At 67.4% G+C, this 19,804-nt stretch carries 22 protein-coding genes; 8 read left to right on the top strand and 14 right to left on the bottom strand.

The genetic code is table 11. The features are described from left to right. Nucleotides 1-122: 122 nt before the first annotated feature. On the bottom strand, nucleotides 123-881 hold the full coding sequence (locus KHO18_RS01125; RefSeq protein ID WP_144198275.1) for a response regulator transcription factor: 759 nt from the start codon (nucleotides 879-881) through the stop codon (nucleotides 123-125). 314 nt (nucleotides 882-1,195) lie between these two features. On the opposite strand from KHO18_RS01125, the gene cls reads away from it, so the two are divergent. The 3 genes from cls (at nucleotide 1,196) to KHO18_RS01110 (ending at nucleotide 4,073) form a co-directional block, all read left to right on the top strand. Continuing rightward, nucleotides 1,196-2,632, top strand: a complete 1,437-nt coding sequence (gene cls, locus KHO18_RS01120) for a cardiolipin synthase (protein WP_144198276.1) — start codon at nucleotides 1,196-1,198, stop codon at nucleotides 2,630-2,632. A 105-nt stretch (nucleotides 2,633-2,737) separates the two neighbouring features. Next, nucleotides 2,738-3,391, top strand: coding sequence for a TetR/AcrR family transcriptional regulator (locus KHO18_RS01115; protein ID WP_144198277.1), 654 nt, complete (start codon nucleotides 2,738-2,740; stop codon nucleotides 3,389-3,391). Between the two features lie 247 nt (nucleotides 3,392-3,638). After that, a complete protein-coding gene (locus KHO18_RS01110; protein ID WP_144198278.1) occupies nucleotides 3,639-4,073 on the top strand; it encodes a hypothetical protein in 435 nt (144 codons plus the stop codon). Between the two features lie 26 nt (nucleotides 4,074-4,099). Here KHO18_RS01110 and KHO18_RS01105 read toward each other — a convergent pair whose 3' ends face one another. The 5 genes from KHO18_RS01105 to KHO18_RS01085 all read right to left on the bottom strand — a co-directional run bounded on the left by KHO18_RS01105 (nucleotide 4,100) and on the right by KHO18_RS01085 (nucleotide 9,647). Continuing rightward, on the bottom strand, nucleotides 4,100-4,519 hold the full coding sequence (locus KHO18_RS01105; RefSeq protein WP_144198279.1) for a hypothetical protein: 420 nt from the start codon (nucleotides 4,517-4,519) through the stop codon (nucleotides 4,100-4,102). A 277-nt stretch (nucleotides 4,520-4,796) separates the two neighbouring features. Continuing rightward, entirely contained in the window at nucleotides 4,797-5,603 is an 807-nt protein-coding gene (locus KHO18_RS01100) for an endonuclease/exonuclease/phosphatase family protein (protein WP_244844431.1), read from the bottom strand. Nucleotides 5,604-5,614: 11 nt separating this feature from the next. Then, the gene (locus KHO18_RS01095) at nucleotides 5,615-7,849 is read right to left on the bottom strand and encodes a VTT domain-containing protein (protein WP_211942628.1); all 2,235 of its coding nucleotides are present in this window, start codon (nucleotides 7,847-7,849) and stop codon (nucleotides 5,615-5,617) included. Between the two features lie 93 nt (nucleotides 7,850-7,942). Then, nucleotides 7,943-8,755: a helix-turn-helix transcriptional regulator gene (locus tag KHO18_RS01090; RefSeq protein ID WP_211942627.1), complete on the bottom strand. Its 813-nt coding sequence runs from the start codon at nucleotides 8,753-8,755 to the stop codon at nucleotides 7,943-7,945. Further along, a complete protein-coding gene (locus tag KHO18_RS01085; RefSeq protein WP_211942626.1) occupies nucleotides 8,739-9,647 on the bottom strand; it encodes a DMT family transporter in 909 nt (302 codons plus the stop codon). The genes KHO18_RS01090 and KHO18_RS01085 overlap by 17 nt, the downstream gene beginning before the upstream one ends. 213 nt (nucleotides 9,648-9,860) lie before the next feature. On the opposite strand from KHO18_RS01085, the gene KHO18_RS01080 reads away from it, so the two are divergent. After that, nucleotides 9,861-10,415: a cupin domain-containing protein gene (locus tag KHO18_RS01080; RefSeq protein WP_211942625.1), complete on the top strand. Its 555-nt coding sequence runs from the start codon at nucleotides 9,861-9,863 to the stop codon at nucleotides 10,413-10,415. Nucleotides 10,416-10,595: 180 nt separating this feature from the next. Beyond that, the gene (locus KHO18_RS01075) at nucleotides 10,596-11,060 is read left to right on the top strand and encodes a hemerythrin domain-containing protein (RefSeq protein WP_144198285.1); all 465 of its coding nucleotides are present in this window, start codon (nucleotides 10,596-10,598) and stop codon (nucleotides 11,058-11,060) included. 89 nt (nucleotides 11,061-11,149) lie between these two features. Here KHO18_RS01075 and KHO18_RS01070 read toward each other — a convergent pair whose 3' ends face one another. The 3 genes from KHO18_RS01070 to KHO18_RS01060 all read right to left on the bottom strand — a co-directional run bounded on the left by KHO18_RS01070 (nucleotide 11,150) and on the right by KHO18_RS01060 (nucleotide 12,914). After that, on the bottom strand, nucleotides 11,150-11,686 hold the full coding sequence (locus KHO18_RS01070) for a ferritin-like domain-containing protein (protein ID WP_186296847.1): 537 nt from the start codon (nucleotides 11,684-11,686) through the stop codon (nucleotides 11,150-11,152). Between the two features lie 203 nt (nucleotides 11,687-11,889). Continuing rightward, entirely contained in the window at nucleotides 11,890-12,285 is a 396-nt protein-coding gene (locus tag KHO18_RS01065) for a mechanosensitive ion channel protein MscS (RefSeq protein ID WP_144198287.1), read from the bottom strand. Between the two features lie 131 nt (nucleotides 12,286-12,416). Beyond that, a complete protein-coding gene (locus KHO18_RS01060; protein WP_211942674.1) occupies nucleotides 12,417-12,914 on the bottom strand; it encodes a Dps family protein in 498 nt (165 codons plus the stop codon). Nucleotides 12,915-13,188: 274 nt separating this feature from the next. On the opposite strand from KHO18_RS01060, the gene KHO18_RS01055 reads away from it, so the two are divergent. The 3 genes from KHO18_RS01055 (at nucleotide 13,189) to KHO18_RS01045 (ending at nucleotide 15,954) form a co-directional block, all read left to right on the top strand. Continuing rightward, nucleotides 13,189-13,569, top strand: coding sequence for a response regulator transcription factor (locus tag KHO18_RS01055; protein WP_211942624.1), 381 nt, complete (start codon nucleotides 13,189-13,191; stop codon nucleotides 13,567-13,569). A 188-nt stretch (nucleotides 13,570-13,757) separates the two neighbouring features. Continuing rightward, complete coding sequence (locus KHO18_RS01050; RefSeq protein ID WP_144198290.1) at nucleotides 13,758-15,311, top strand: sensor histidine kinase; 1,554 nt, start codon at nucleotides 13,758-13,760, stop codon at nucleotides 15,309-15,311. Continuing rightward, on the top strand, nucleotides 15,301-15,954 hold the full coding sequence (locus KHO18_RS01045; protein WP_144198291.1) for a response regulator transcription factor: 654 nt from the start codon (nucleotides 15,301-15,303) through the stop codon (nucleotides 15,952-15,954). Before KHO18_RS01050 ends, KHO18_RS01045 begins: the two co-directional genes overlap by 11 nt. Nucleotides 15,955-15,963: 9 nt before the next feature. Here KHO18_RS01045 and KHO18_RS01040 read toward each other — a convergent pair whose 3' ends face one another. The 5 genes from KHO18_RS01040 to oxlT all read right to left on the bottom strand — a co-directional run bounded on the left by KHO18_RS01040 (nucleotide 15,964) and on the right by oxlT (nucleotide 19,574). Then, the gene (locus KHO18_RS01040) at nucleotides 15,964-16,116 is read right to left on the bottom strand and encodes a hypothetical protein (RefSeq protein WP_186296848.1); all 153 of its coding nucleotides are present in this window, start codon (nucleotides 16,114-16,116) and stop codon (nucleotides 15,964-15,966) included. Between the two features lie 22 nt (nucleotides 16,117-16,138). Then, complete coding sequence (locus KHO18_RS01035) at nucleotides 16,139-16,447, bottom strand: hypothetical protein (RefSeq protein ID WP_144198292.1); 309 nt, start codon at nucleotides 16,445-16,447, stop codon at nucleotides 16,139-16,141. 160 nt (nucleotides 16,448-16,607) lie between these two features. Next, entirely contained in the window at nucleotides 16,608-17,033 is a 426-nt protein-coding gene (locus tag KHO18_RS01030) for a DUF3331 domain-containing protein (protein ID WP_144198293.1), read from the bottom strand. Nucleotides 17,034-17,064: 31 nt separating this feature from the next. Beyond that, on the bottom strand, nucleotides 17,065-18,012 hold the full coding sequence (locus KHO18_RS01025) for a helix-turn-helix transcriptional regulator (RefSeq protein ID WP_144198294.1): 948 nt from the start codon (nucleotides 18,010-18,012) through the stop codon (nucleotides 17,065-17,067). Between the two features lie 239 nt (nucleotides 18,013-18,251). Further along, nucleotides 18,252-19,574 carry an oxalate/formate MFS antiporter gene (oxlT, locus tag KHO18_RS01020; protein WP_144198295.1) on the bottom strand — a complete coding sequence of 441 codons (1,323 nt, stop codon included), beginning with the start codon at nucleotides 19,572-19,574 and terminating at the stop codon, nucleotides 18,252-18,254. Nucleotides 19,575-19,804 lie beyond the last annotated feature (230 nt).

The following is a 19,804-nucleotide window of genomic DNA, read 5'->3' as shown; positions in this document are numbered from 1 at the left end:
GCCCGGTTGTGGTCGGCCGGGGCATGTTCCCGTTGCGGTGCGCCGCCATGCTCGGCGAACGGTGTGACGCAGGCGTGACACCCTCGCACAAGCAGGGGAGAAGCACAGGCCGGGAGGGCCGGTTACGTCTGGAGCAGGGGCTGTCCGGGCGGGGCCGCCAGGTCGGCGCGGAAGGTCTGGTCGAGGATGTCGAGCCGGTAGCCCTGCGCGTAGACGACGTTCACGGTAACGCCGTTGGCCGGGCAGAGGTCGAGCGTGCGCCGCATGCGCGAGACCAGCCCCGCCAGCGCGCGCGAGAGCGGCGGCAGGTCATGGCCCCAGATCATGTGTTCGATCCGCTTGCTGGCCAGGATGCGGCCCGCGTTGGCAAACAGCAGCGTGGCCAGGTCGAACTCCTTCGGCGTCATGGCGATGCGGCGCCCGTTCAGGATGGCAAAGCGGCCCGGGCTGTTCAGCTCGTAGGGGCCGGCGCGCATCGGCAGGTTGTTGCGGAAGCGTGCGCCGCACATGCGCCTTCGCAGGGCGGAGATGCGCGCCAGCAGCACGCGGTTGCTCAGGGCTTCGAGCACGTAGTCGTCGGCGCCGGCGTCGAGCGCCTCGACGAGATCGTTGTCGTTGTTATGCTGCCCGCCGATCATGATGATCGGCATGTCGCGGGCCCGCACGGCGCGCACGGCACGGATCACGTCGATCGCGGAGATGTCGTGCAGGTCGCGGTCGACCAGCAGCATGTCGTAGCTGTCATGGCTGAGGCCGTGGATCAGGTCCCGGCCGGCAAGGAAGAGGGTGCACTGGAAACCCGCAAGGGAGAGCAGGTCCTGGATGGGGTGGAGGCGGGCCGCACGGCTGGCCAGCAAGGCGATGTTGGTCGAAACACTCATGCTACGACTACCAGAAAACTGAAAAGGATTGACGGAGAGGAACCGTCAGAGCGTAGCGGCGGCATGCCGGGGCGGACAATCGTCATTCCCTTAAATGTGGGACCGCTGGGAACCGGGTCAGGCTTATCCACAGAACGTGTGGATAACTGGCAGGCGGCCGCAGGCACACCGGCGCCGGCGCGCCATTGCATCGGCGCGCCTAAAAATGAGGCAGGCCAACCGGCATATGGCGATCGGGGGATGCCCTCATGTGACGGGTATGCCAGAATACGGATCAATCCATGTACGGGCCCGCAGCGCCGAACCATCCGCCTATGTTGATGAGTCCTAGCGTGATCGCCGCAGTGATGGTCGCCTTCCATATCGTTGGCGTGATGGCCGCGCTGCATGCCGTGATGACGGTCCGCACCGCACCCGGTGCGATTGCGTGGGCGGGGTCGCTGGTGATGATGCCGTACTTCGCGCTGATTCCGTACCTGATCTTCGGCCGCAGCACCTTCGCCGGCTACGTCAACGCGCGCCGTTTCAATAATGACCGCCTGCGCGAGATCCGCCGTGGCATGACCGCGTCCGAGCGCGAGGCCCTGTCGGCCTGCGTGGTGACGGCACCGGCGCAGGCGTGCATGCGCGCGCTGCCCGGGCTGACCGGCATGCCGTGCCTGGCCAATAACGACGTACGCCTGCTGATCAACGGCCAGCAGACCTTCGAGGCCATCTTCGCCGCCATCGACGCCGCCACGCAGGTGGTGCTGGTGCAGTTCTTCATCGTCCATGACGATGAACTGGGCCGCGAACTCCAGCGCCGCCTGTGCGAGCGTGCCCGCGCCGGCGTGAAGGTCTATTTCCTGTTCGACAGCATCGGCTGCCACGGACTCGGACGCGCCTACATGCGCACGCTCCAGCAGGCGGGCGTGGAGGCGCGGCCCTTTGCCACACATCCCGGCTTTGTCAATCGCTTTCAGTTGAATTTCCGCAACCACCGCAAGCTCGTGGTCGTGGACGGCGCGCGTGCCTTCCTGGGCGGGCACAACGTCGGCAACGAATACCTGGGTGCGCGGGCGCCGCTCTCGCCGTGGCGTGATACGCATATCGAAATTCGCGGCGCGGCGGTGCTGGAGTTGCAGATGGCGTTCGCCGAGGATTGGTACTGGGCCGCGCGCGAGGTGCCGTACCTGATGCTGCCGCCGCAGGGCGATGTGGGCGAGATGATCTGCCAGGTGGTGCCCTCCGGCCCGGCTGACGCGCAGGAGACCTGCTCGCTGTTCTTCGTCGAGGCGATCCAGTCGGCGCAGAAGCGGGTCTGGATCACCTCGCCATACTTCGTGCCGGACGAGGCAGTATTTGCGATGCTGCGCCTGGCCGTGCTGCGCGGGGTGGACGTGCGGATTCTGATTCCGTCGCGCCCGGACCACCTCGTGGTGTACGCGGCGTCCACCATCTACGCCTACCAGGCGGTGTGCGCGGGCGTGAAGGTCTACCGCTACCAGCCCGGCTTCCTGCACCAGAAAGTCATCCTGATCGACGACGAGGCGGCCGCCGTGGGCACCGCCAATCTCGACAATCGCTCGTTCCGGCTCAATTTCGAGATGATGGTGATGACCGCGCATCCGGCATTCGCGCGGGACGTCACGCGCATGCTGGAGGCCGACTTTGCCGAGGCGCGCGAGATCAGCCGCGACGAGTTCCTGGCCTCGCCCGCGCTGCTCCGGGTGGCGATGCACGTGGCCAAGCTGTTCGCCCCCATTCTCTGAACGGCGCCGCTGCCGACGTTGTCCACGTTGGCGCTGGCGCTATTTGTGTACACTGTCTACTATACATAGCAGAATGAGTGGACGATGTCCACATGGGAGTTTGACATGAGCCGAGTCGCCGCCACGCCGCCCACGCGGAGCACTTATCGACATGGCGATCTACGGCGTGCCTTGCTCGAGGCCGGGATCGACCTTGCACGCACCGGTGGCCCGGAGGCCGTGGTGCTGCGCGAAGCCACGCGCCGCGCGGGCGTGGTGCCGAATGCCGCGTACCGTCACTTCGCAAGCCGGCAGGACCTGTTGCAGGCGGTGCGCGCCGCCGCGCTGTCCGGCCTGGCCATGGCCATGGAGACCGAACTGGCCACGCTGCCCGCCAATGCCTCCGCCGCCGAGCGCGCGCGCGGGAGCCTGCGCGCGGTCGGCGCGGGCTACCTCCGCTACGCACTGGCCGAGACCGGCCTGTTCCGCACCGCATTCTCGGTGCCGGACGACGTGGAGGATGACCCGGACCCCGCCAAGGCCGGTAACAGCGGCCTCAACCCTTTCCAGTTGCTGGGCGCCGCGCTAGACCTTTGGGTCGATGCGGGCCTGCTGCCTGCGGCCCGCCGGCCCGGCGCCGAGTATGTGGCCTGGTCCGCCGTCCACGGGTTAGCCATTTTGTTGATCGACGGCCCCCTGCGCAGCCGCGCGCAGGAACAGGCCGGCATCATCGGTGCGCGGCTGCTGGACATGGTGGAGAACGGCCTGACAGTGGCCTGAGACCAAAAAAAATGCCACGTGGCGGGGACCACGTGGCATCCAAGTAAAAGAATGCCAGCGAGGGGTCAACTCTGGCACTCCATCGGGTGCCTGCATTGCACAGGCGGGGCCAGTGTAAGAAGACGATTCTGATTCGTGAATAGGAATAGTCCGAAAATGGATTTTCGCCGCGCAAATACTGTCTAATCCCCATGGGGCGACGGTCGAAGTCGCCCTCGGCTTTGATGCAGGTCAATGGGAGTGCACGATGAATCGGGCGCGCGGTTGGATGATGGCGGGCATTGCGGGCGCCACATGGTTGCTGGGCGGCTGCGTGGCATATCCCGGCTATGACACGACGGGCTACTACAGCAGCTATCCGTCCGGCTATGCGTCGTCAGGGTATTACGGCGGCTATTCCAGCGGCTATCCCGCCTATGCCTACGGCTATCCGTATGGCGGGTATCCGTACTACCGGCCCTGGTATGGCGGCTTCTACGGCAGCGTCTGGTATGGCAGCGGATATCGCGGCTACTACGGGCGTGGGTATCGGGGCTATTACGGGGGCTACCGCGGCTACCGCGGGGGAAACGGTGGTTACCACGGCGGCTACCACGGCGGCTATGGCGGCTACCGTGGCGGTGGCCATGGCGGCGGAGGAAGAGGTGGCGGTGGCCGTGGCGGTGGCGGTGGCCGGCGCTGAGAGCCAGTGCCCCGGCGCGATCCCGCCTACGGCAGCTGCCGCAGCTGGCCGATCACGGACATCAGCCGCCCGTGCGCCACGATGACCGACGATTCATCCTGCAACGCCTCCTGATAGCGCTTGCGAAACGCCTCGTCCCCGCGCTCGCTGAACAGCTTCTGCGCGGCGCCGGCCACGGCCCGGCAGGTATCGTCATGATGTTCGTCGCCCTCGAGTTCCTCGTCGATCTCGATGATGAGGCGCGACAGCGGGTCCAGCCAGCGAAAGAAAGATTCCTCGGTGACCAGCTGCACGAACTGCCCGGCCGGAATCGGACCGTGCAGACGCTCGTATTGAACACGGTCGTAGCCGATGACTTCCTTGTGCACCTGGAGCAATGCCGCGCGCAGGGCGCGCAGGCCTAAGCGGCGGGTTTCCTGGGTGGCAAGGAACTGTTCGCTGGGCATGCCTTTTCTCCACATTCCTGTTCCGGGACAGGGCGTGTCGACATGACCCGTCGGCGGGGTCCTCCCGGGAACCGCCATCGCCTGCCCGATCGTTTTCGGTGTTGCATCGCCATGCGGCATGACATGGCGTCTGCGAGAGTCAAGTATAGGAAGCGAGCGTGGCGCAGACCAGCGCGCAAGCCTAGCGAGATACCCGTATTGCGGCCCTGCGGCAAACCGTGGCGGCCATGTGGGTGAGCCTGAAACAAGATGCCGATGCTGCGATGCAAGGCGCTGTTCAGGCACCCGGCTCCTGCAACGGTGCACCCGTTGTGGCGACGATTTCCTCGGGGGAAGGATGGGCGCGCGCGGTCAGCCGCAGGCGCGCGAGCAGCGGAAGATGATCGGACGCCAGCCGCGTCAGCGCGCTGCGATGGCCTGCCACCGACACCAGGTGCGCGCGTGGCGAAGTCCAGATCCGGTCCAGCGCGAGGAAGGGCCAGCGCGACGGAAATGTCGAGACATGGGGCGTGCGTTCGAAGTACGCATGCAGCCAGCGCAGCGGCCTTCCCCACAGGAACCACTCGTTCACATCGCCGAGCAGGATGGTGGGCTGCTCGGGCGCCTCCGCCAGCGCGGTGAGCAGGCGGCGCACCTGCCAGCGCCGCTCGCCGGGCATCAGCCCGAGGTGCGTGGCAATCACGCGCAGCGCGAAGGTGTCGTGCTCCACGGCGTTGCATTCGAGCATGGCGTCGATGGCGCCGCGCGGCTCGTGCCCCTTCACGCTGAGGTCGATATGGCGGATGCGCAGCGGCCGGTAGCGCGTGAGCAGGCCGTTGCCGTAGTCGCCGTCCTCGCGGACCAGCGTGGGGCCGGGAATGGCGTGCAGGCCGGTGTGCGCGGCGAGGAAGCGCAGCATGTCGAAGCCGGTGGTGCGCGACTCCACCTCCTGCAGGGCGATCAGGTCTGCGCGCAGTTCCGTCACCACATCCGCGATGCGCTTTGGCACGAAATGCCCATCGGTGCCCACCCCGCCGTGGATGTTGTAGCTGGCCACGGCGATGTCGGCATGCAGTGACCCCGAGGGGTCTTGGGGGAAAGGCAATGGCGCGTGCATCAGGCCCCCTCGCGCGAGGGCGCGCTGGTGCAGGCTGGCGGGTGCCGCGCCGCCGCAGTCGCAGTCGCAGTGGCTGCCGCATGGCGTTCGGCGTTGGCTGCGCGCTCCCGACGCTTGCGCCGCCGGCGCAGCAGCACCGCCACGGTGATCGGAATCAGCAGCACCAGCGCCAGCAGGGCGAAGGTGCCCGCGCCTGGGTCCTTGGCCACGGCGGCAATCCGGTCCACCAGCGAGGCGGTGATGAGAATGCCCGGCGTCATGCCGATGGCGGTGCCGAGCAGGCAATCCCGCAGCCGGATGCGCGACGCGCCCACCACCAGGTTGACCAGCGTGAACGGCGCCACCGGCACGAGCCGCAGCACCACCATCGCCAGCACGCCATGCTGCCGCACCTTGTGGCTCAGCCGGTTCAGCCGGCGTCCGCCCAGGCGCCGCACCGCATGGCGGCCCAGCAGGCGGCCCGCCGTGTAGCCACCGGCGGCACTCAGCACCGTGCCACACAGCGCCAGCACCGCGCCATACCACGGCCCGAACACCACCAGCGTGACCACGATCAACAGCGTTACCGGAAACATCACCAGTCCACCTGCCACGAAAGCGGCCATCATCGCGCCCGGGGCAAACGGCATGTCGCGCACGTGCTCGACCATGGTCAGCAGATGGCGGAAGTCGGCCCATTCGCGCAGCGGCGTGTAGCGCCACGCGAAGGCCATGCCGCCCAGCACGAGCACCAGCAGCACGAATACCGCCACGCGGTTGGCCGCGTGGGGGCGGGCCTCGTGGCTGACGAACTCGCCCATGATCTGATCGCTGTCAATGGGTTCGATGGGGTCCAGCAGCCGCGCATCGGGCAGCGCGGCGTCCACTTCGTCCGGCACGGTCGGCGAGAATCGCTCCAGCGTGCGGCCGTCGCTGCGGTGCAGGGTCTCGATGGCGGCGTGCAGGCCGCCGGCGTCCGCCAGCGCGGCGTCGAGCTCGTCCGGCGTGACGGCGAGGTGCTCGCTCAGCAGCCGCCCGCGCATCGCCCGGATGCCGGCAGCGATCTTGGGATCGCCATTGGCTTCCACCACGAGGTTGCATTCGGTATCGAGCCCGAACGAGCGATTGCTGAGATTGGCCGACCCGATCGTCAGCAGCTGGTCGTCCACCACCATGACCTTGCTGTGGACGTTGACACAGGCATCGCCAAGGTCCGGCACATGCGGGCAGTACAGGTGGAACCGCGCGTGCGCGTCCGCGCCGCGCAGGCGCCGGCAGAGCCGTGCGCGCAGCACCCCCATGCTCGCTTCCTCCAGCCAGCCGCTCTCGGTGCGCCGGGACACCAGCGCAATCTCGGGCCCCTCGGGCTCGCGCAGGCGCTTGGTGAACGCATCGGCAATCAGGCCGGAACTGAAATACTGGTTCTCGAGGTAGATGCCCTGGCGTGCCGCGCCGATGGCATCCAGATACAGCTCGCGGATCTCCGACACGCCGGGCTCGTCCTCGCAAGCCGGCGAGGTCCGGCTGATGCCGACGTCCACATTGGTCAGATCGGGTGCGATGCTCTCCGGCCACGCATCCCCCAGCGGCCGGTCCGGCACACGCGGCTGGCGGCCCGTGGCGCGCAGCCAGCGCGCCGCCGCCAGGTCGCCCAGCGCAGCGGCGGCATCGCCATCGACCACGCACTGCACGTCATGGAAGGGCGGGTAGGGCTTGCCGTCCAGATCCACGCGGCGCGGGTCGTCGCCCAGATGATGATGGGTGTCCCAGCGCCGGATGGTCAGGTCCAGCCCGCCCACGAAGGCCACCTGATGATCGACCACGACCACCTTCTGATGATGCGAGGCCCCGGGCGGATGGTTGCCATCGAGCCGGAAAGACAGCCGCCGATGGGTCTGCCAATGCATCTTGGCGGACGGCAGCCACTCGCGCTCCAGCGCGAACACCATCGCGAAATCCCAGCTCAGCACGTAGATCCGCAGGCCGCGCTGGCGTTTGCACAGCGCGTTCAGGAAGTCGCGCAGCGTGGGCGGCAGGCCATCGGCATGGTCCCCGCCGCCCGGGGTCATCACCATCCGGCTGTCGATATCCCAGCCGAGGATGAACACGCTGTGCGTGGCCTTGGCCAGCGCCTCACGGAGTGCGGAAAAGTACGCATCGGCATCCACCAGCATCGAAAAACGCTGGCACGGCTCCACCCGCCAGCAGTTGTGGCCGGGGCGCAGGAGCGGGGCATTGGGAAGGGCGTCGGGCATCACCCGGCCACAGGCGCAAGTTTTGTACCGGATGGGGCGTTGGCGCCAGGACTGGCTTCCGAGGGTGGCTGCCCGCTGTTGCCGGTGTGCGCCTTACTCGGCTTTGTAATTCTGACAATCGATGGCGAGCGCTTCAGCGCGCCGCGCCGCCTCACGCCAAGCCCCCGGCGGCAGGCCGAAGCGGCGGGCAAACGCACGCGTAAAGGTGGTCTGGTCGGGATAGCCGACGCCGAAGGCGATGTCGGCCAGCGGCATCGTGCCGGCCATCAGCCACTGCACGGCCTGATCCAGGCGCAGGCGGGTCTGGTAGCCGTGCGGGGTGTCGCCGAAGGCTTCGCAGAACAGCGTATGGAAGTGGCGGGCGCCCCAGCCGAAGCGGCTGGCGAGTTGGTCGGCGCGCGGCGGCTCGGCGAGGCTGGCGCGCAGGCAGGCGTCGATCGCCAACACCGGGAAGCGGGCGGCGTCGTGCCGGGCGAGATCCTGGCCGAGCGAGGTGGCCAGATTGCCAGCCAGGATGGCCGCGCGCTGCCAGTCGTGCTGCGGCGGGGCGCCCGGGCGGGTTTTGGGGATGGCGACGAGCGTGCGCACCTGGGCGGCGAGTGGGCCGTCCAGCGCAAAGGTGCGGGGGCGGGCCATCAGCCGGGCCGGGAGGGCCACGGAGCTGGCCGGGAAGTCGGCCACCAGTTGCAGGTTTTCGGTCAGGCCCACGCAGACATGGTGTTCGCCGCCGGGCACGACGAGGCCGTGTTCGGCATCCACGCGATAGGCGTGACCGTCGATCTCCAGTTCGATGGCGCCGTCCACGCCGAACAGCAACTGGTGGTAGTCGTGCGCATGGCCGAGCGGCTGCGGCTGGAACCGCCGGGGCTCGACCAGCGGGGCGGCGTGATCAGCGCGCTTCGGCACGTTGCGTCCGTCCCTGGGTCTGGCACAGCCACACGCCGGCGCCGGCCACCGCCATGCCGAGCCACTGGAGCGGCACCAGATGGTCGCCAAACAGCAGGGCGGCCTGCACGGCGGCCAGTGGCGGGGCCAGGAACATCAGCGCGGCGGCGTTGGCGGCGCGTCCGCGGCGCACCAGCGCCAGCAGCAGCCACGTGCCGAGTCCCGACAGCACCAGCGCGGCATAAGCCAGCGAGGCCCAGAGCGTGGCGCCTGGCTCCCAGTGCAGCGCACCCGGGCCGCCGTTGACCATGACCAGCGTGCCGGCCACGAGCATCGCGCCGGCATTCTGCCAGGCCGAGCTGGCGCGAATGTCGGCCTTGGCAATAGAGGTCTTCTGCAACAGCGTACCCATGGTGATGGAAACAATGGCCAGCAGGCCGACCAGCACGATCCACGGCGACACCGCGTGTGGCGCGCCGGCCCGCATCGCCGGCAGCACGACCAGCCCCACGCCGGCCGCGCCGAGCGCGAGCCCGCGCCAGGTGCGCATCGAAGGTAGCTCTTTTAATAGGGGGATGGCAAGCAGCGCGGTCAGCAGCGGCTGCAGGGCGCCCAGCAGCGCCATCACGGACGGCGACAGGCCGTGCGCCACGGCGCCGTAACCGGCACACAGGTAGATGCCCTGCATCAGCGCGCCGGCCAGCAGGTGGCGCGGCACCTCGCGCGGGGCCGGCCACGCCGCGCCGGACAGCAGCGCCGCCAGCATAAACATCAGCCCGGCCAGCGCGAAGCGGGCGAGCAGGAACAGGCTGGTGTCGGCCACGGGCACGACCGCCTTGCCGACGATAAAGCCGGTGGACCAGATCAGGACGAAAGCCAGGCCAGGCAGCCAGGCGGGCAGGGGGCGCGACATGGGAGCAGTACTCGATCAGATTCCGGGGCGGCCGGCATTGGCCGCAATTGGGGGGATTGTCTGGCAGCGTAGCGGGGCGGAAATCGGCTGTCTTGGCGATTCCTGCAATCGGCGGCGGGCCGATGCCATCGATCATCGGACAAATCCGATAGACCTCATGGACAATAAGCGCCTCGTCCACGTCTTTCGGCCCCGATTGGGCCGCTTCCTGCCATGCAACCGACCGCGCCCCATCACCGCCTGATCCAGGACCTCGGCCTTGTGCCCCATCCGGAGGGGGGATTCTACCGGGAGACGTACCGGGACGCCGCGCGGGTCCGCCGGGCCGATGGCGCGGCGCGCTCGGCCTCCACGGCCATCTATTACCTGCTCTGCGATGACGCGTATTCGGCGTGGCACCGCATCCGCGCGGACGAAGGCTGGCATTTCTACGCCGGCGAGCCGCTCGACGTGCATGTGATCGATGGCGCAGGCCGGCTGCACACCCACCACCTCGGCAACCCCCTGCACGACGCCGGCACCGCGTTTCAGGCGGTGGTGCCGGCCGGCTGCTGGTTCGCGGCCGAGCGCGTGGCGGGCTACGCCGGCGGCTATTCGCTGGTGGGCTGCACGGTGGCGCCCGGGTTCGAGTTCAGCGAGTTCGAACTGGCCGACGCGGCGGCGCTGGCCGCCGCCCATCCGGACCACGCCGAGGTCATCGCCCGGCTGGCGCCCCGGCCCCCCAAGCAGCCCCCGTCGCGGCCCCCGTCGCGGCCACGGCAAGGCTGACCGCCTCGATCCCTACGTTCGCCGGCAAGTTTTACGCGTAGCAGGTGCGCCCCGCCCCCGCCGCGCGCCGATGTTGCGGCGCCGGGCGGGTCGGGAACGGCTTTTGCAGAACCGGTCCACGGACCCGTTTTCGCATGTCCGCTACCTACCCCGCAAAACCCCACAGAACGAGGAGTCATCATGGATAAATCCAAGATCCCGGTCGGCCAGCGCCCGGCCCTGAGCCTGTTGCTGGACGACCACCGCGCCGTCAAGAAGCTGTTCAAGCAGTTCGAGGAAGCCAAACAGGACAGCGCCAAGCAGTCGATTGCGGCGGAAACCTGCCACGCGCTGACCATTCACGCCCAGATCGAGGAAGAGATCTTCTACCCGGCCCTGCGCGGGGTTTCGGACAAGATCGACGACATGCTGGATGAAGCCAAGGTGGAGCACATGGTGGCCAAGGCGTTGATCGCGAAGATCGAGTCTGGCGACAAGGACATGCTCGACGCCAACTACAAGGTGCTGACCGAGTACGTCGGGCACCACGTGGAGGAAGAGGAAGGCGAGCTGTTCAAGGCCGTGATCCAGGCCAAGATCGACCTGAAGGCCGTGGCGGCGCAGCTTGAGGAGCGCAAGCACGAGCTGGAAGGCGTGACGGTCTGACCCTCGGCGCGGAGAGAAAAAGGCCCATCCATGACGGATGGGCCTTTCTTAGGGTTGCGATACGTGGTGTTTAATCCGCTTTTTCGCCTTCAACCCTGATTCGCGAGCAGATCGGCCAGCTCATCGGCGTGTTCTTCCTCCACGGCCAGGATCTCTTCCATCATGCGGCGTGTGGTCGGGTCCTTGTCGCCCAGGTACTGGACGATCTCGCGATAGCTGTCGATCGCGATCCGCTCGGCCACGAGGTTCTCGCGGATCATGCTGGCGAGGTCGTCCCCCTCGCTGTACTCCGAATGGCTGCGCGTCAGCAGGCCGTCCGGCGACAGGTTGGGCTCGCCGCCCAGCTGGACGATGCGCTCGGAGATCTGGTCGGCGTGGCCTTGCTCCTCGTTGGAATGTGCGAGGAATTCGTCGGCAACGCTCTTCGAGTTCGGGCCCTTGGCCATGAAATAGTGGCGGCGATAGCGCAGCACACAGACGATTTCCGTGGCGAGTGCGGTATTGAGCAACTCGATCACGGTGTTGCGGTCGCCATCGTAGCCCTCGGTGACGGCGCCGTCTTCGATCTTCTTGCGGGCACGTTCGCGCAGGGTCTTGATGTCGGTGAGGAAGGGTTGGGATTGCATTGTGATGGACTCCTTTGCCAACCGTGAGCGGGGACTTGTAGGGGGACAGACGTGGGGAATTGGTGCGTATCTATCTTAGAGTTCCGCACACGCCGCGCGGCGTCAGCCCGTGCCCCATTCTGCTATCGGGTTCGGTCCTACAACCCGCCAGCGGCCTGCCAATCGGCATGCAGTTCGGGGCGGGATTTGCGGGGAGTGGGAGATCAGTAGCCCGAACGGCTGTAACCCGGGTTGTAACCCTGGTCGTAACCCCGCTGGTAGGGCGCGTACTCGACCTGCCCGTAGCCCACCGGGGCAGCCGGCGCGCATGGCACGTAGGCACGCTGGTAGTTGCTGTAGCAGTAGCCCGGCGGCACCTGCGGGGCGGCGTAGGCCACCGGTTGCGGCGGCGCGTAGACCGGCGCCGGCGCAGCTACCACGGGCTGGCTGTAGACCGCCGCGCCGATGGCCAGCGCCGCGATGGCGCCCACGGCCAGCGCAGCCACCGCGCCGTCTGACCCGCCGCCACCGTGATGGCGGCCGCGGGCCGACGCCGGCCCGGCGGCCAGCATGGCGGCGCAGAGAACGGCAATACCGGTGTAACGAATCGATTGGCGCATGTCGGGCTCCTTGTCGGCCGATGATCGGCCTTGCTCGATGGGAGCCATCATGCCCTGCGGCGCATTACAGTGGGTTACGCCATGGTGAGCAGATGTTACGGCTGCAACATCTGGCGCGGCTTTGGCGCGAGTTACTCGCTGGCTTCGGCCAGGAACCAGGCGCGGCGCTGGGCTTCGTCGATCCAGTTCTCCAGCAGGCTCGCGGTGGCCACGTCGCCGTGGTCGTCGCAGACGCCATGGGCGTCGAGCATGATTGCGGCCAGTTGCAGATTGTCGGCGCGAAGTTCCGCCAGCATGTCGCGCGGAGCCACGCGGTCGGCGTCGTTGTCGCGCAGGCGCTGCTGGCGGGTCACGTCGCCGATGGAGCGCAGCGTGGTGGTGCCGAGCTTGCGCACCCGCTCGGCGATGTCGTCGGTGATGGCGAAGATCTGCGCCGACTGCTCGTCGAGCATCAGGTGGTAGTCGCGGAAGTGCGGGCCGGACATGTGCCAGTGGAAGTTCTTGGTCTTCAGGTAGAGCGCGAAGACATCGGCGAGCAGCGGGTTCAGGTGCGCGGCGATGGCGGCGACGCCCTTGGCGTCCGGGACGGACGGGGCGACGGTGGCGGTGACGAGGGAGGGCGCGGGCATCATGGCTCCTGGCGATCGGGAAACATTCGGGGGAATCCGGGCAAGGCTCGGGGTGTCTTGCCGCCATGATCGGGCTGCATGCCGCGCCGCCGTTGCCGCCCGGCCCCGGAATTGTCGATAACGCACGCTGGCGCGCCGGGCCGGGGGGGAGCCGGGCCAGACTATACATACATATAGTTACGCCGCCGGAGCGGGCCTCGTATCATGCCTGCACGCATCCCGGCATGTCGCTCCGGGCATCGCTGCGTGTTTCAGTCGGGTCGAGGTAGTCGCTTTGCACAACAAACAGTTACTGGCCATCGTCGACGACGATGACTCTGTCCGGGTCGCCACATCGCGCCTGGTTCGCTCCCTGGGGTGGGAAGTCATCCTTTTCGACACCGCCACGGCGTTCCTGAACTCCGGCTGTGCGGCCGAGGTGGATTGCGTGATCTCCGATGTCCAGATGCCCGGCATCACCGGCATCGAGATGCATCGCCGGCTGACCGAAGCCGGCGTACACGTGCCCGTGATCTTCATCACCGCGTTTTCCGTGGAAGCCACGCGCAGGCAGGCGATGATGAACGGTGCGCTGTCCTTCCTCAGCAAGCCGGTGGACGGTGCCGCGCTGCAGGCGTGCCTGGACCGGATCGGCAAGGCGGCACCCAACGCATAAGTGCCGTACCCTGCCGTACGTCACTTCTGCCACCTGCTATGTATAATTCCTGCGCACACATCCAAGGTGGATCGATGGCACATCCGTGCCCGCCCGCACCACGACTGTGCACGCGACCGCCCCGCAAGACACTGCCGACGGCCAGCGGTAGTTGAAACCGCGAAGTCCCCCGAGGAGCCACCCCGAGCATGTCCCAGCCAACCGCCGTGCACAGGCCGAAATCCGAGAATCCGCGCGCGCTGCTGGCCCTGGCGGCCCTGCTGACGCTGGCGATTTTCCTGATCGATATCCTGACGCCGCTGACGATTGCCGTGGCGGTGCTCTATGTTGTGGTCGTGCTGCTGGTGGCCGCCACCGGCTCGCAGCAGGCCACGCTGTATTCGGCCATCGGCTGCGCCGTACTGACCATCTTCGCCTTCCTGTTTCAGCGCACGGTCACCGAGGACGCCGGCCCGCTGGCGCGCTGCGTGTTCAGCCTGCTGGCGGTGGCCAGTACCTCGCTACTGGCCATGCGCAATCTTGCCAAGACGGCCCAGCTGCAGGAAGAGATGCAGATCCGCGCCACGGCCGAGGCGGCGCTCGCGCGCAGCGAAGCCTTCCTGGCGGAGGCACAGCAGCTGAGCCAGACCGGCAGTATCGCCATGCGCGTGCCCGACGACACCATGACGTGGTCCGACGAGGCCTACCGGATCTTCGGCTACGACCGCACCGTGACGCCCGCCGCGGACCTGATCCTGGCACGCGCCCATCCGGAAGACCTGCCGCTGGTGGTCTCAGTGCGCGACCAGATGCGCCGGGGCGCACCGCTGATCGACGTGCGGCATCGGCTGCGCATGCCGGACGGTACGATCAAGCACGTGCACCTGGTGTCGCGCCGGCGCGCGGCGGCGCCGGACTATACCGAATACGTGGGCGCGCTGATGGATATCACCACGGCCGTCCAGACCCAGCAGGCGCTGCAGCGCACCTCCACCGAACTCGCGCATGTGATGCGCATGACCACGCTGGGCGAGCTCGCGGCGTCCATCGCCCACGAGGTGACGCAGCCGATTGCGGCCATCGTCACCTGTGGGGATTCCGCGCTGCGCTGGCTGAACCGGCCGCAACCGGACGTCGGCGAGGCCACCCAGTCCATCGACCAGATGATCCGCGATGCACGGCGCTCCAGCGACATCATCCGGCAGATCCGCTCGATGGCGCAGAAGCGCGATCCGGTCTACGCCGAGACTGCGCTTGACAGCCTGGTGCGGGAATCGATCGAACTGATGCGCCGCGAGCTGCAGGATCACCATGTGGAATCGGTGATCGACCTGACGCTTCCGGACGCGATGATCTGCGGCGACCGCGTGCAGCTTCAGCAGGTGCTGATCAACCTGCTGATGAACGCGGTGCAGGCAATGGAAGGCGCTGGCCGTCCCCGCAGGCTCTGGGTCAACACCGCGCTGGCCGAGTCGCGCCAGGTGCAGGTCACCGTGCGGGACGCCGGCAAGGGCATCGCGCCGGAAGATGCCGACCGGCTGTTCAGCGCGTTCTTCACCACCAAGGCCGAGGGCATGGGCATGGGCCTGTCGATCTGCCGCTCCATCGTGGAGGCGCACGGGGGCCGCATCTGGGCCGACTCGCCGCCCGAGGGCGGCGCGGCCTTCCACATCATGCTGCCGTTGCATCTGGCCGATGCGGCGGACGGCGAATGCGCGGCGCTTCGGCACGCCGCGGAAGCAGGGAGCGAACATGGGCAATGAGTCGGGCGCCGCCAACGAGGTGGCAGGTGGCGTGGTCTATGTGGTGGATGACGACGAGTCGATGCGGGTTGCTGTGGCGATGCTGCTGCGCTCCGTGGGCCACCAGGTGCAGACATTTGCCTCCGCGCAGGAATTCCTGGCGTGCGAGCGGCCCGATACGCCAAGCTGCCTGATCCTCGATGTCCGGCTCAAGGGCCTGAGCGGCCTGGCCGTGCAGGAGCAGATCGGCGCGGGCCAGATCAGCATTCCCATCGTCTTCATGACGGCGCATGGCGACATCGCCATGTCGGTCAAGGCGATGAAGGCGGGCGCGACGGACTTCCTCGCCAAGCCGTTCCGGGACCAGGACATGCTGGACGCCGTGAACAGCGCCCTGGCGCGCGACGCGCAGCGGCGCGTGGCCGACCAGTCGAGCGCGGACTTGCGCCAGCGCTATGCCACGCTGACCCAGCGTGAACGGGAAGTCATGGCCCAGGTGGTGCGCGGGCTGATGAACAAGCAGATCGCGGCGAACCTGGGCCTGAGCGAGATCACGGTGAAGATCCACCGCGGCCAGGCCATGAAGAAGATGGGTTCGCGCTCGCTGGCCGACTTCGTGCTGAAGGCCGAAGCGCTCGGGATGACGTCCGACGCTTCGCAGTAAGCCGTCGCGTCAGGCCGGCCCCCACGCCGAGATCAGGGCCGCCATGCCGCAGCAGGCGGTGCAGACCCCAATCCAGCAGCAAATCAGCTTGCGTTCGCGCCACGTGATATGGGCGGGATAGGACACGTGCTGGGCGGGCATCGTCGAGGTCTGGATGGGCATGATGGGCTCCGGGGGCCTGGACTCAGGCGTCCGACTTCTCGGGCGAGGCCGAGACACCGGTCAGGTCGCGCCCGGCCAGTTGCAGCCTGGCGGCGGCATCCACGGATTGATCGAAGCGCGCGCCATCGGTGTACGGGTCGCGCGGCGAATCCACGCGGGCGCCATCGGTGTAGGGGTCGCGCGGCGAATCGACGCGGGCACCATCGGTGTACGGGTCACGCGGCGAGCTGACGCTGGCGTGGGCCACGGTGGCGAAGCTGCCGAGGCTGCCCAGCACGAGCAGGGCGGTTGCGGCGAGGGTGCGTTGGGTGCGTTGGGTGCGTGTGGTCATGGGAATCTCTCCATCAGTGAGGGTGCAGCTTTTGGTTTCCTGGCGGCGCGCCGCGCATTGCCGGCTGCCTGGAATCAAGCTTAGAGACTCACGCCCCGGAAATCATTTGTACATCCGTCGCCGCCGATAGCGCATTCGTTGCGCGGCCTCATCCTTAGGTTTAACTCGCCGCAACGGCGGCCACCACGGACTGCGCCAGCAGGACTTCGGCCAGGATCATCGCATCGGCATTGCGCGCACGGGGGCGCTGCGGCCGGGGCTTGTAGATGGCATCGCCGGGCTCGATCTCGCGGCCGCTCATGGCGCAGAAGCCCGCCACGCGCGCGAAGGCGGTGCCCCATTGCTGCTCGCCGTAGCGGCAGTGGGTGGCATCGTTCCACGACAGCACGGCGGTGTGCGCATCGGGCAGGTCGATGATGCGGATCAGCACGCCGGCCAGGTCCTGGCGGCCGCAGCGATGGTAGGACATGGCGCTGCCGGCGGGCTGGTCGGGCTGCGCAAACAGCAGCCCGAGTGCCTGCTGCCAGGGGTCGGGGCGGTTGCGCGTCGGCGCAACCTGGTCTGTCACGAGGTTGTCTGCAAGCATGATGGGGCTCCGGGTTGAGGGCGACGGCCGCTCAGGCGGCCTTGCGTTCCAGGCTGCGTTTCACGCGCCAGTTGTAGGGGGTTTCGCCCACAAAGCGCTTGAACACGGTGGTGAAGTGCGATTGCGAGCGGAAGCCGCAATGCATGGCCACGTCGAGAATCGTCTGGCCGGTGGCGGTCAGCAGCGACTGCGCGTGTTCCACGCGCCGCCGCAGCAGGTATTCGTGCGGACGCAGGCCGGTGGCGCGACGGAACTGCGCCGCGAAGTGCATGCGCGTGAGGCCGGTGCTTTGCGCGATATCGGCCAGGCCAATCGCTTCGGACAAATGAGCGTCGATGTAGTCGGTGGCGCGGCGCAGGCGCCACGGCGGCAGCGGCGCCAGGCTGCCGCCCGTGGCTTCCGTCGCACCGGCCTGGAAGTGCCGCGCCACCAGGCGCGAGACGATGGCCAGGCTCACGCTCTCCACGAAGATGCGGCTCGCGCCGGCGTCCTGCACCTGCGTCATCGCCAGGGCCTGGCCGAGCCGCTCGAGCGCCGGGTCCTGCAGCAGCCTGGGCGAGTCCAGCACGATGTCGCCGGCATGGGGGCGATCGAACAGGTCGGCGTGGCATTCGGCCAGCACCGCCTGCGTGGCATACAGGTGGAGCACGTCGGCGGGCGCCTGGAAGGTGGCGCGTACCGGTACGCCCGGCGCGGTCACCTGCACCGCGCCGGCGGTGATGCGCCCGTCCACCAGCGGCCGGCCTGCATGCACGAACGCCAGCGTGGTGCAGCGCAGGTTCATGGCGATGCAGTGGTGGGTGTCGGCGCCGGGGTGGTAGACCTGGAGCGGTTCGCTGGGCTCGAGCGTCCAGCGCGAGACCGGGATCTGGGCGCCCGTGTCGTGGGAGGGTGCGCGCCACTGCTGCTCGGCGCCGATGAGCCCTGGTGGCGCGGACGGGCGGGCGGTACTGACCGGGATGAGCGAAGCGTGATGCATGACGGCCCCTTTTGAACTGAACGTTGAAGCGGTTCCGGGCCGCTAGACCCAGCATGGCTTCAAGGTATATCAGGCAAAGAGGGCCGAATAGCCCTACAAACGGTTGCGCACGGTGTCAAATGGTTTGCGCAATTCATACCTTGGTTTAGTCGGCCAGGGGCGCTGGCCACCAAGAAAAACGGGCTTCCGAGGAAGCCCGTCGCCCGCTGGATAGTACGCGGTCTCGTGCGAAAGTGCTTTCAGGCGCTGACGGGCGCGCCGCCCGCCGCCGACTCCTTGGCGAACAGGCTCTTGGAGGCCGCCACATGGCTGGCCAGCACCGGCCGCAACACCACCACGGCCAGGAAAGCCGCCGTCAGATCCATGCATGCCACGGTGTAGAGCACCGTGGACCACGTGCCCGTGGCCTCCATCATCAGGTTGCCGATCGGCACGAACAGCGCGCCAATCCCCTTCGCCGTGTAGAGCACGCCGTAGATCTTGCCGATGTGCTTGGTGCCGAAGGCGTCGCCTGCCAGTGCCGAGAACAGCGAGTAGACCTCGCCCCAGGCCAGGAACACCACGGCGGACAGGATCAGGAACGCGTACGGGTTGCTGCCGAAATACCCGAGCGCGATGATCCCAATGCCCTCCAGCGTGAAGGCGATCACCATCGTCTTCTCCCGGCCGATATGGTCCGAGATCCACCCGAACAGCGGCCGCGAGATGCCGTTCATGATGCGGTCCAGCATCAGCGCCAGCGGCAGGGCCGCCATCACGAAGAAGTGGAGATCGACCTTGAAGTCCTTGACGCCGAGATCCTTGGCGATGACGCCGAGCTGGGCCACGGCCATCATGCCCCCGGTCACCACCAGGATGAACATCATGAACATCAGCCAGAACAGCTTGGTGCTCATGGCCTCCTTGAGCGTGTAGTCGCGCGTGGCCTGGGCCAGCTTGTGCGACGCCCGGGTTTCCTGGGCACGCGGCGAGCGCAGGAACCACGCGGCCACAAAGGCGATGGAGCCCTGCAGCACGCCGAAGAAGAAGAACGTGTCCTGGAAGCCGGACGACTCGATCATCGCCGCAATGGGCAGGATCGTGGCCGCCGAGCCCGCGCCGTAGCCGCCGGCGGTCAGGCCAACTGCCAGCCCGCGCCGGTCCGGGAACCATTTCAGGGCGTTGTTGATGCAGGTGGCATAGATCGACCCGACGCCAATCCCGCCCACTGCCGCGCCGAAGTAGAAGCCCGCCAGGGTGGTGGCCTGCGAGTTGATGATCCAGGCCGCGCCGATGAACAGCGCGCCGAACGCCACCATCAGGCGTGGGCCAAACTTGTCGATGAAGTAGCCCTCCACCGGCGCGAGCCAGGTCTGGACCAGCACGAACAGCGTGAACGCCACCTGGATCTGGGCGCGTGGCCAGCCGTAGGTCTGCTGGATTTCCGGCACGAACAGCGTCCAGGCGTACTGGATGTTGGCCGTGGCCACCATGCAGACGACGCCAAAGGCGAGCTGGATCCAGCGGGTCCGTTCCGATGTCTGCTGGTTCGGGGTGAGTGCGGCGGAGGATGGGCTAGTCATGGCGCGCTCCCTGGGTCGTTTGTTGTGGCATGTCCGGCTGCATGTTTGTCTCCTGTTTCCTGGTTGCGATGTGCGCTCGCGAAAGGAATAAATCGTATGCCAGCCCATTTATCGCTTGGGCGGTCAAATACAAAGTATGTGATATACCAGGGCAGCGCAAGATAAAGACGCAGCAGGGTTTTCACCAAATACAGTGATTATCGGAATCAATGCTGCCGGCTCAGATGAGG

Origin of the sequence: Cupriavidus campinensis (assembly GCF_905397395.1) — a bacterium.
GTDB classification, from domain to species: Bacteria; Pseudomonadota; Gammaproteobacteria; order Burkholderiales; family Burkholderiaceae; genus Cupriavidus; species Cupriavidus campinensis.
This window is presented reverse-complemented; position numbering and strand designations above follow the sequence as displayed.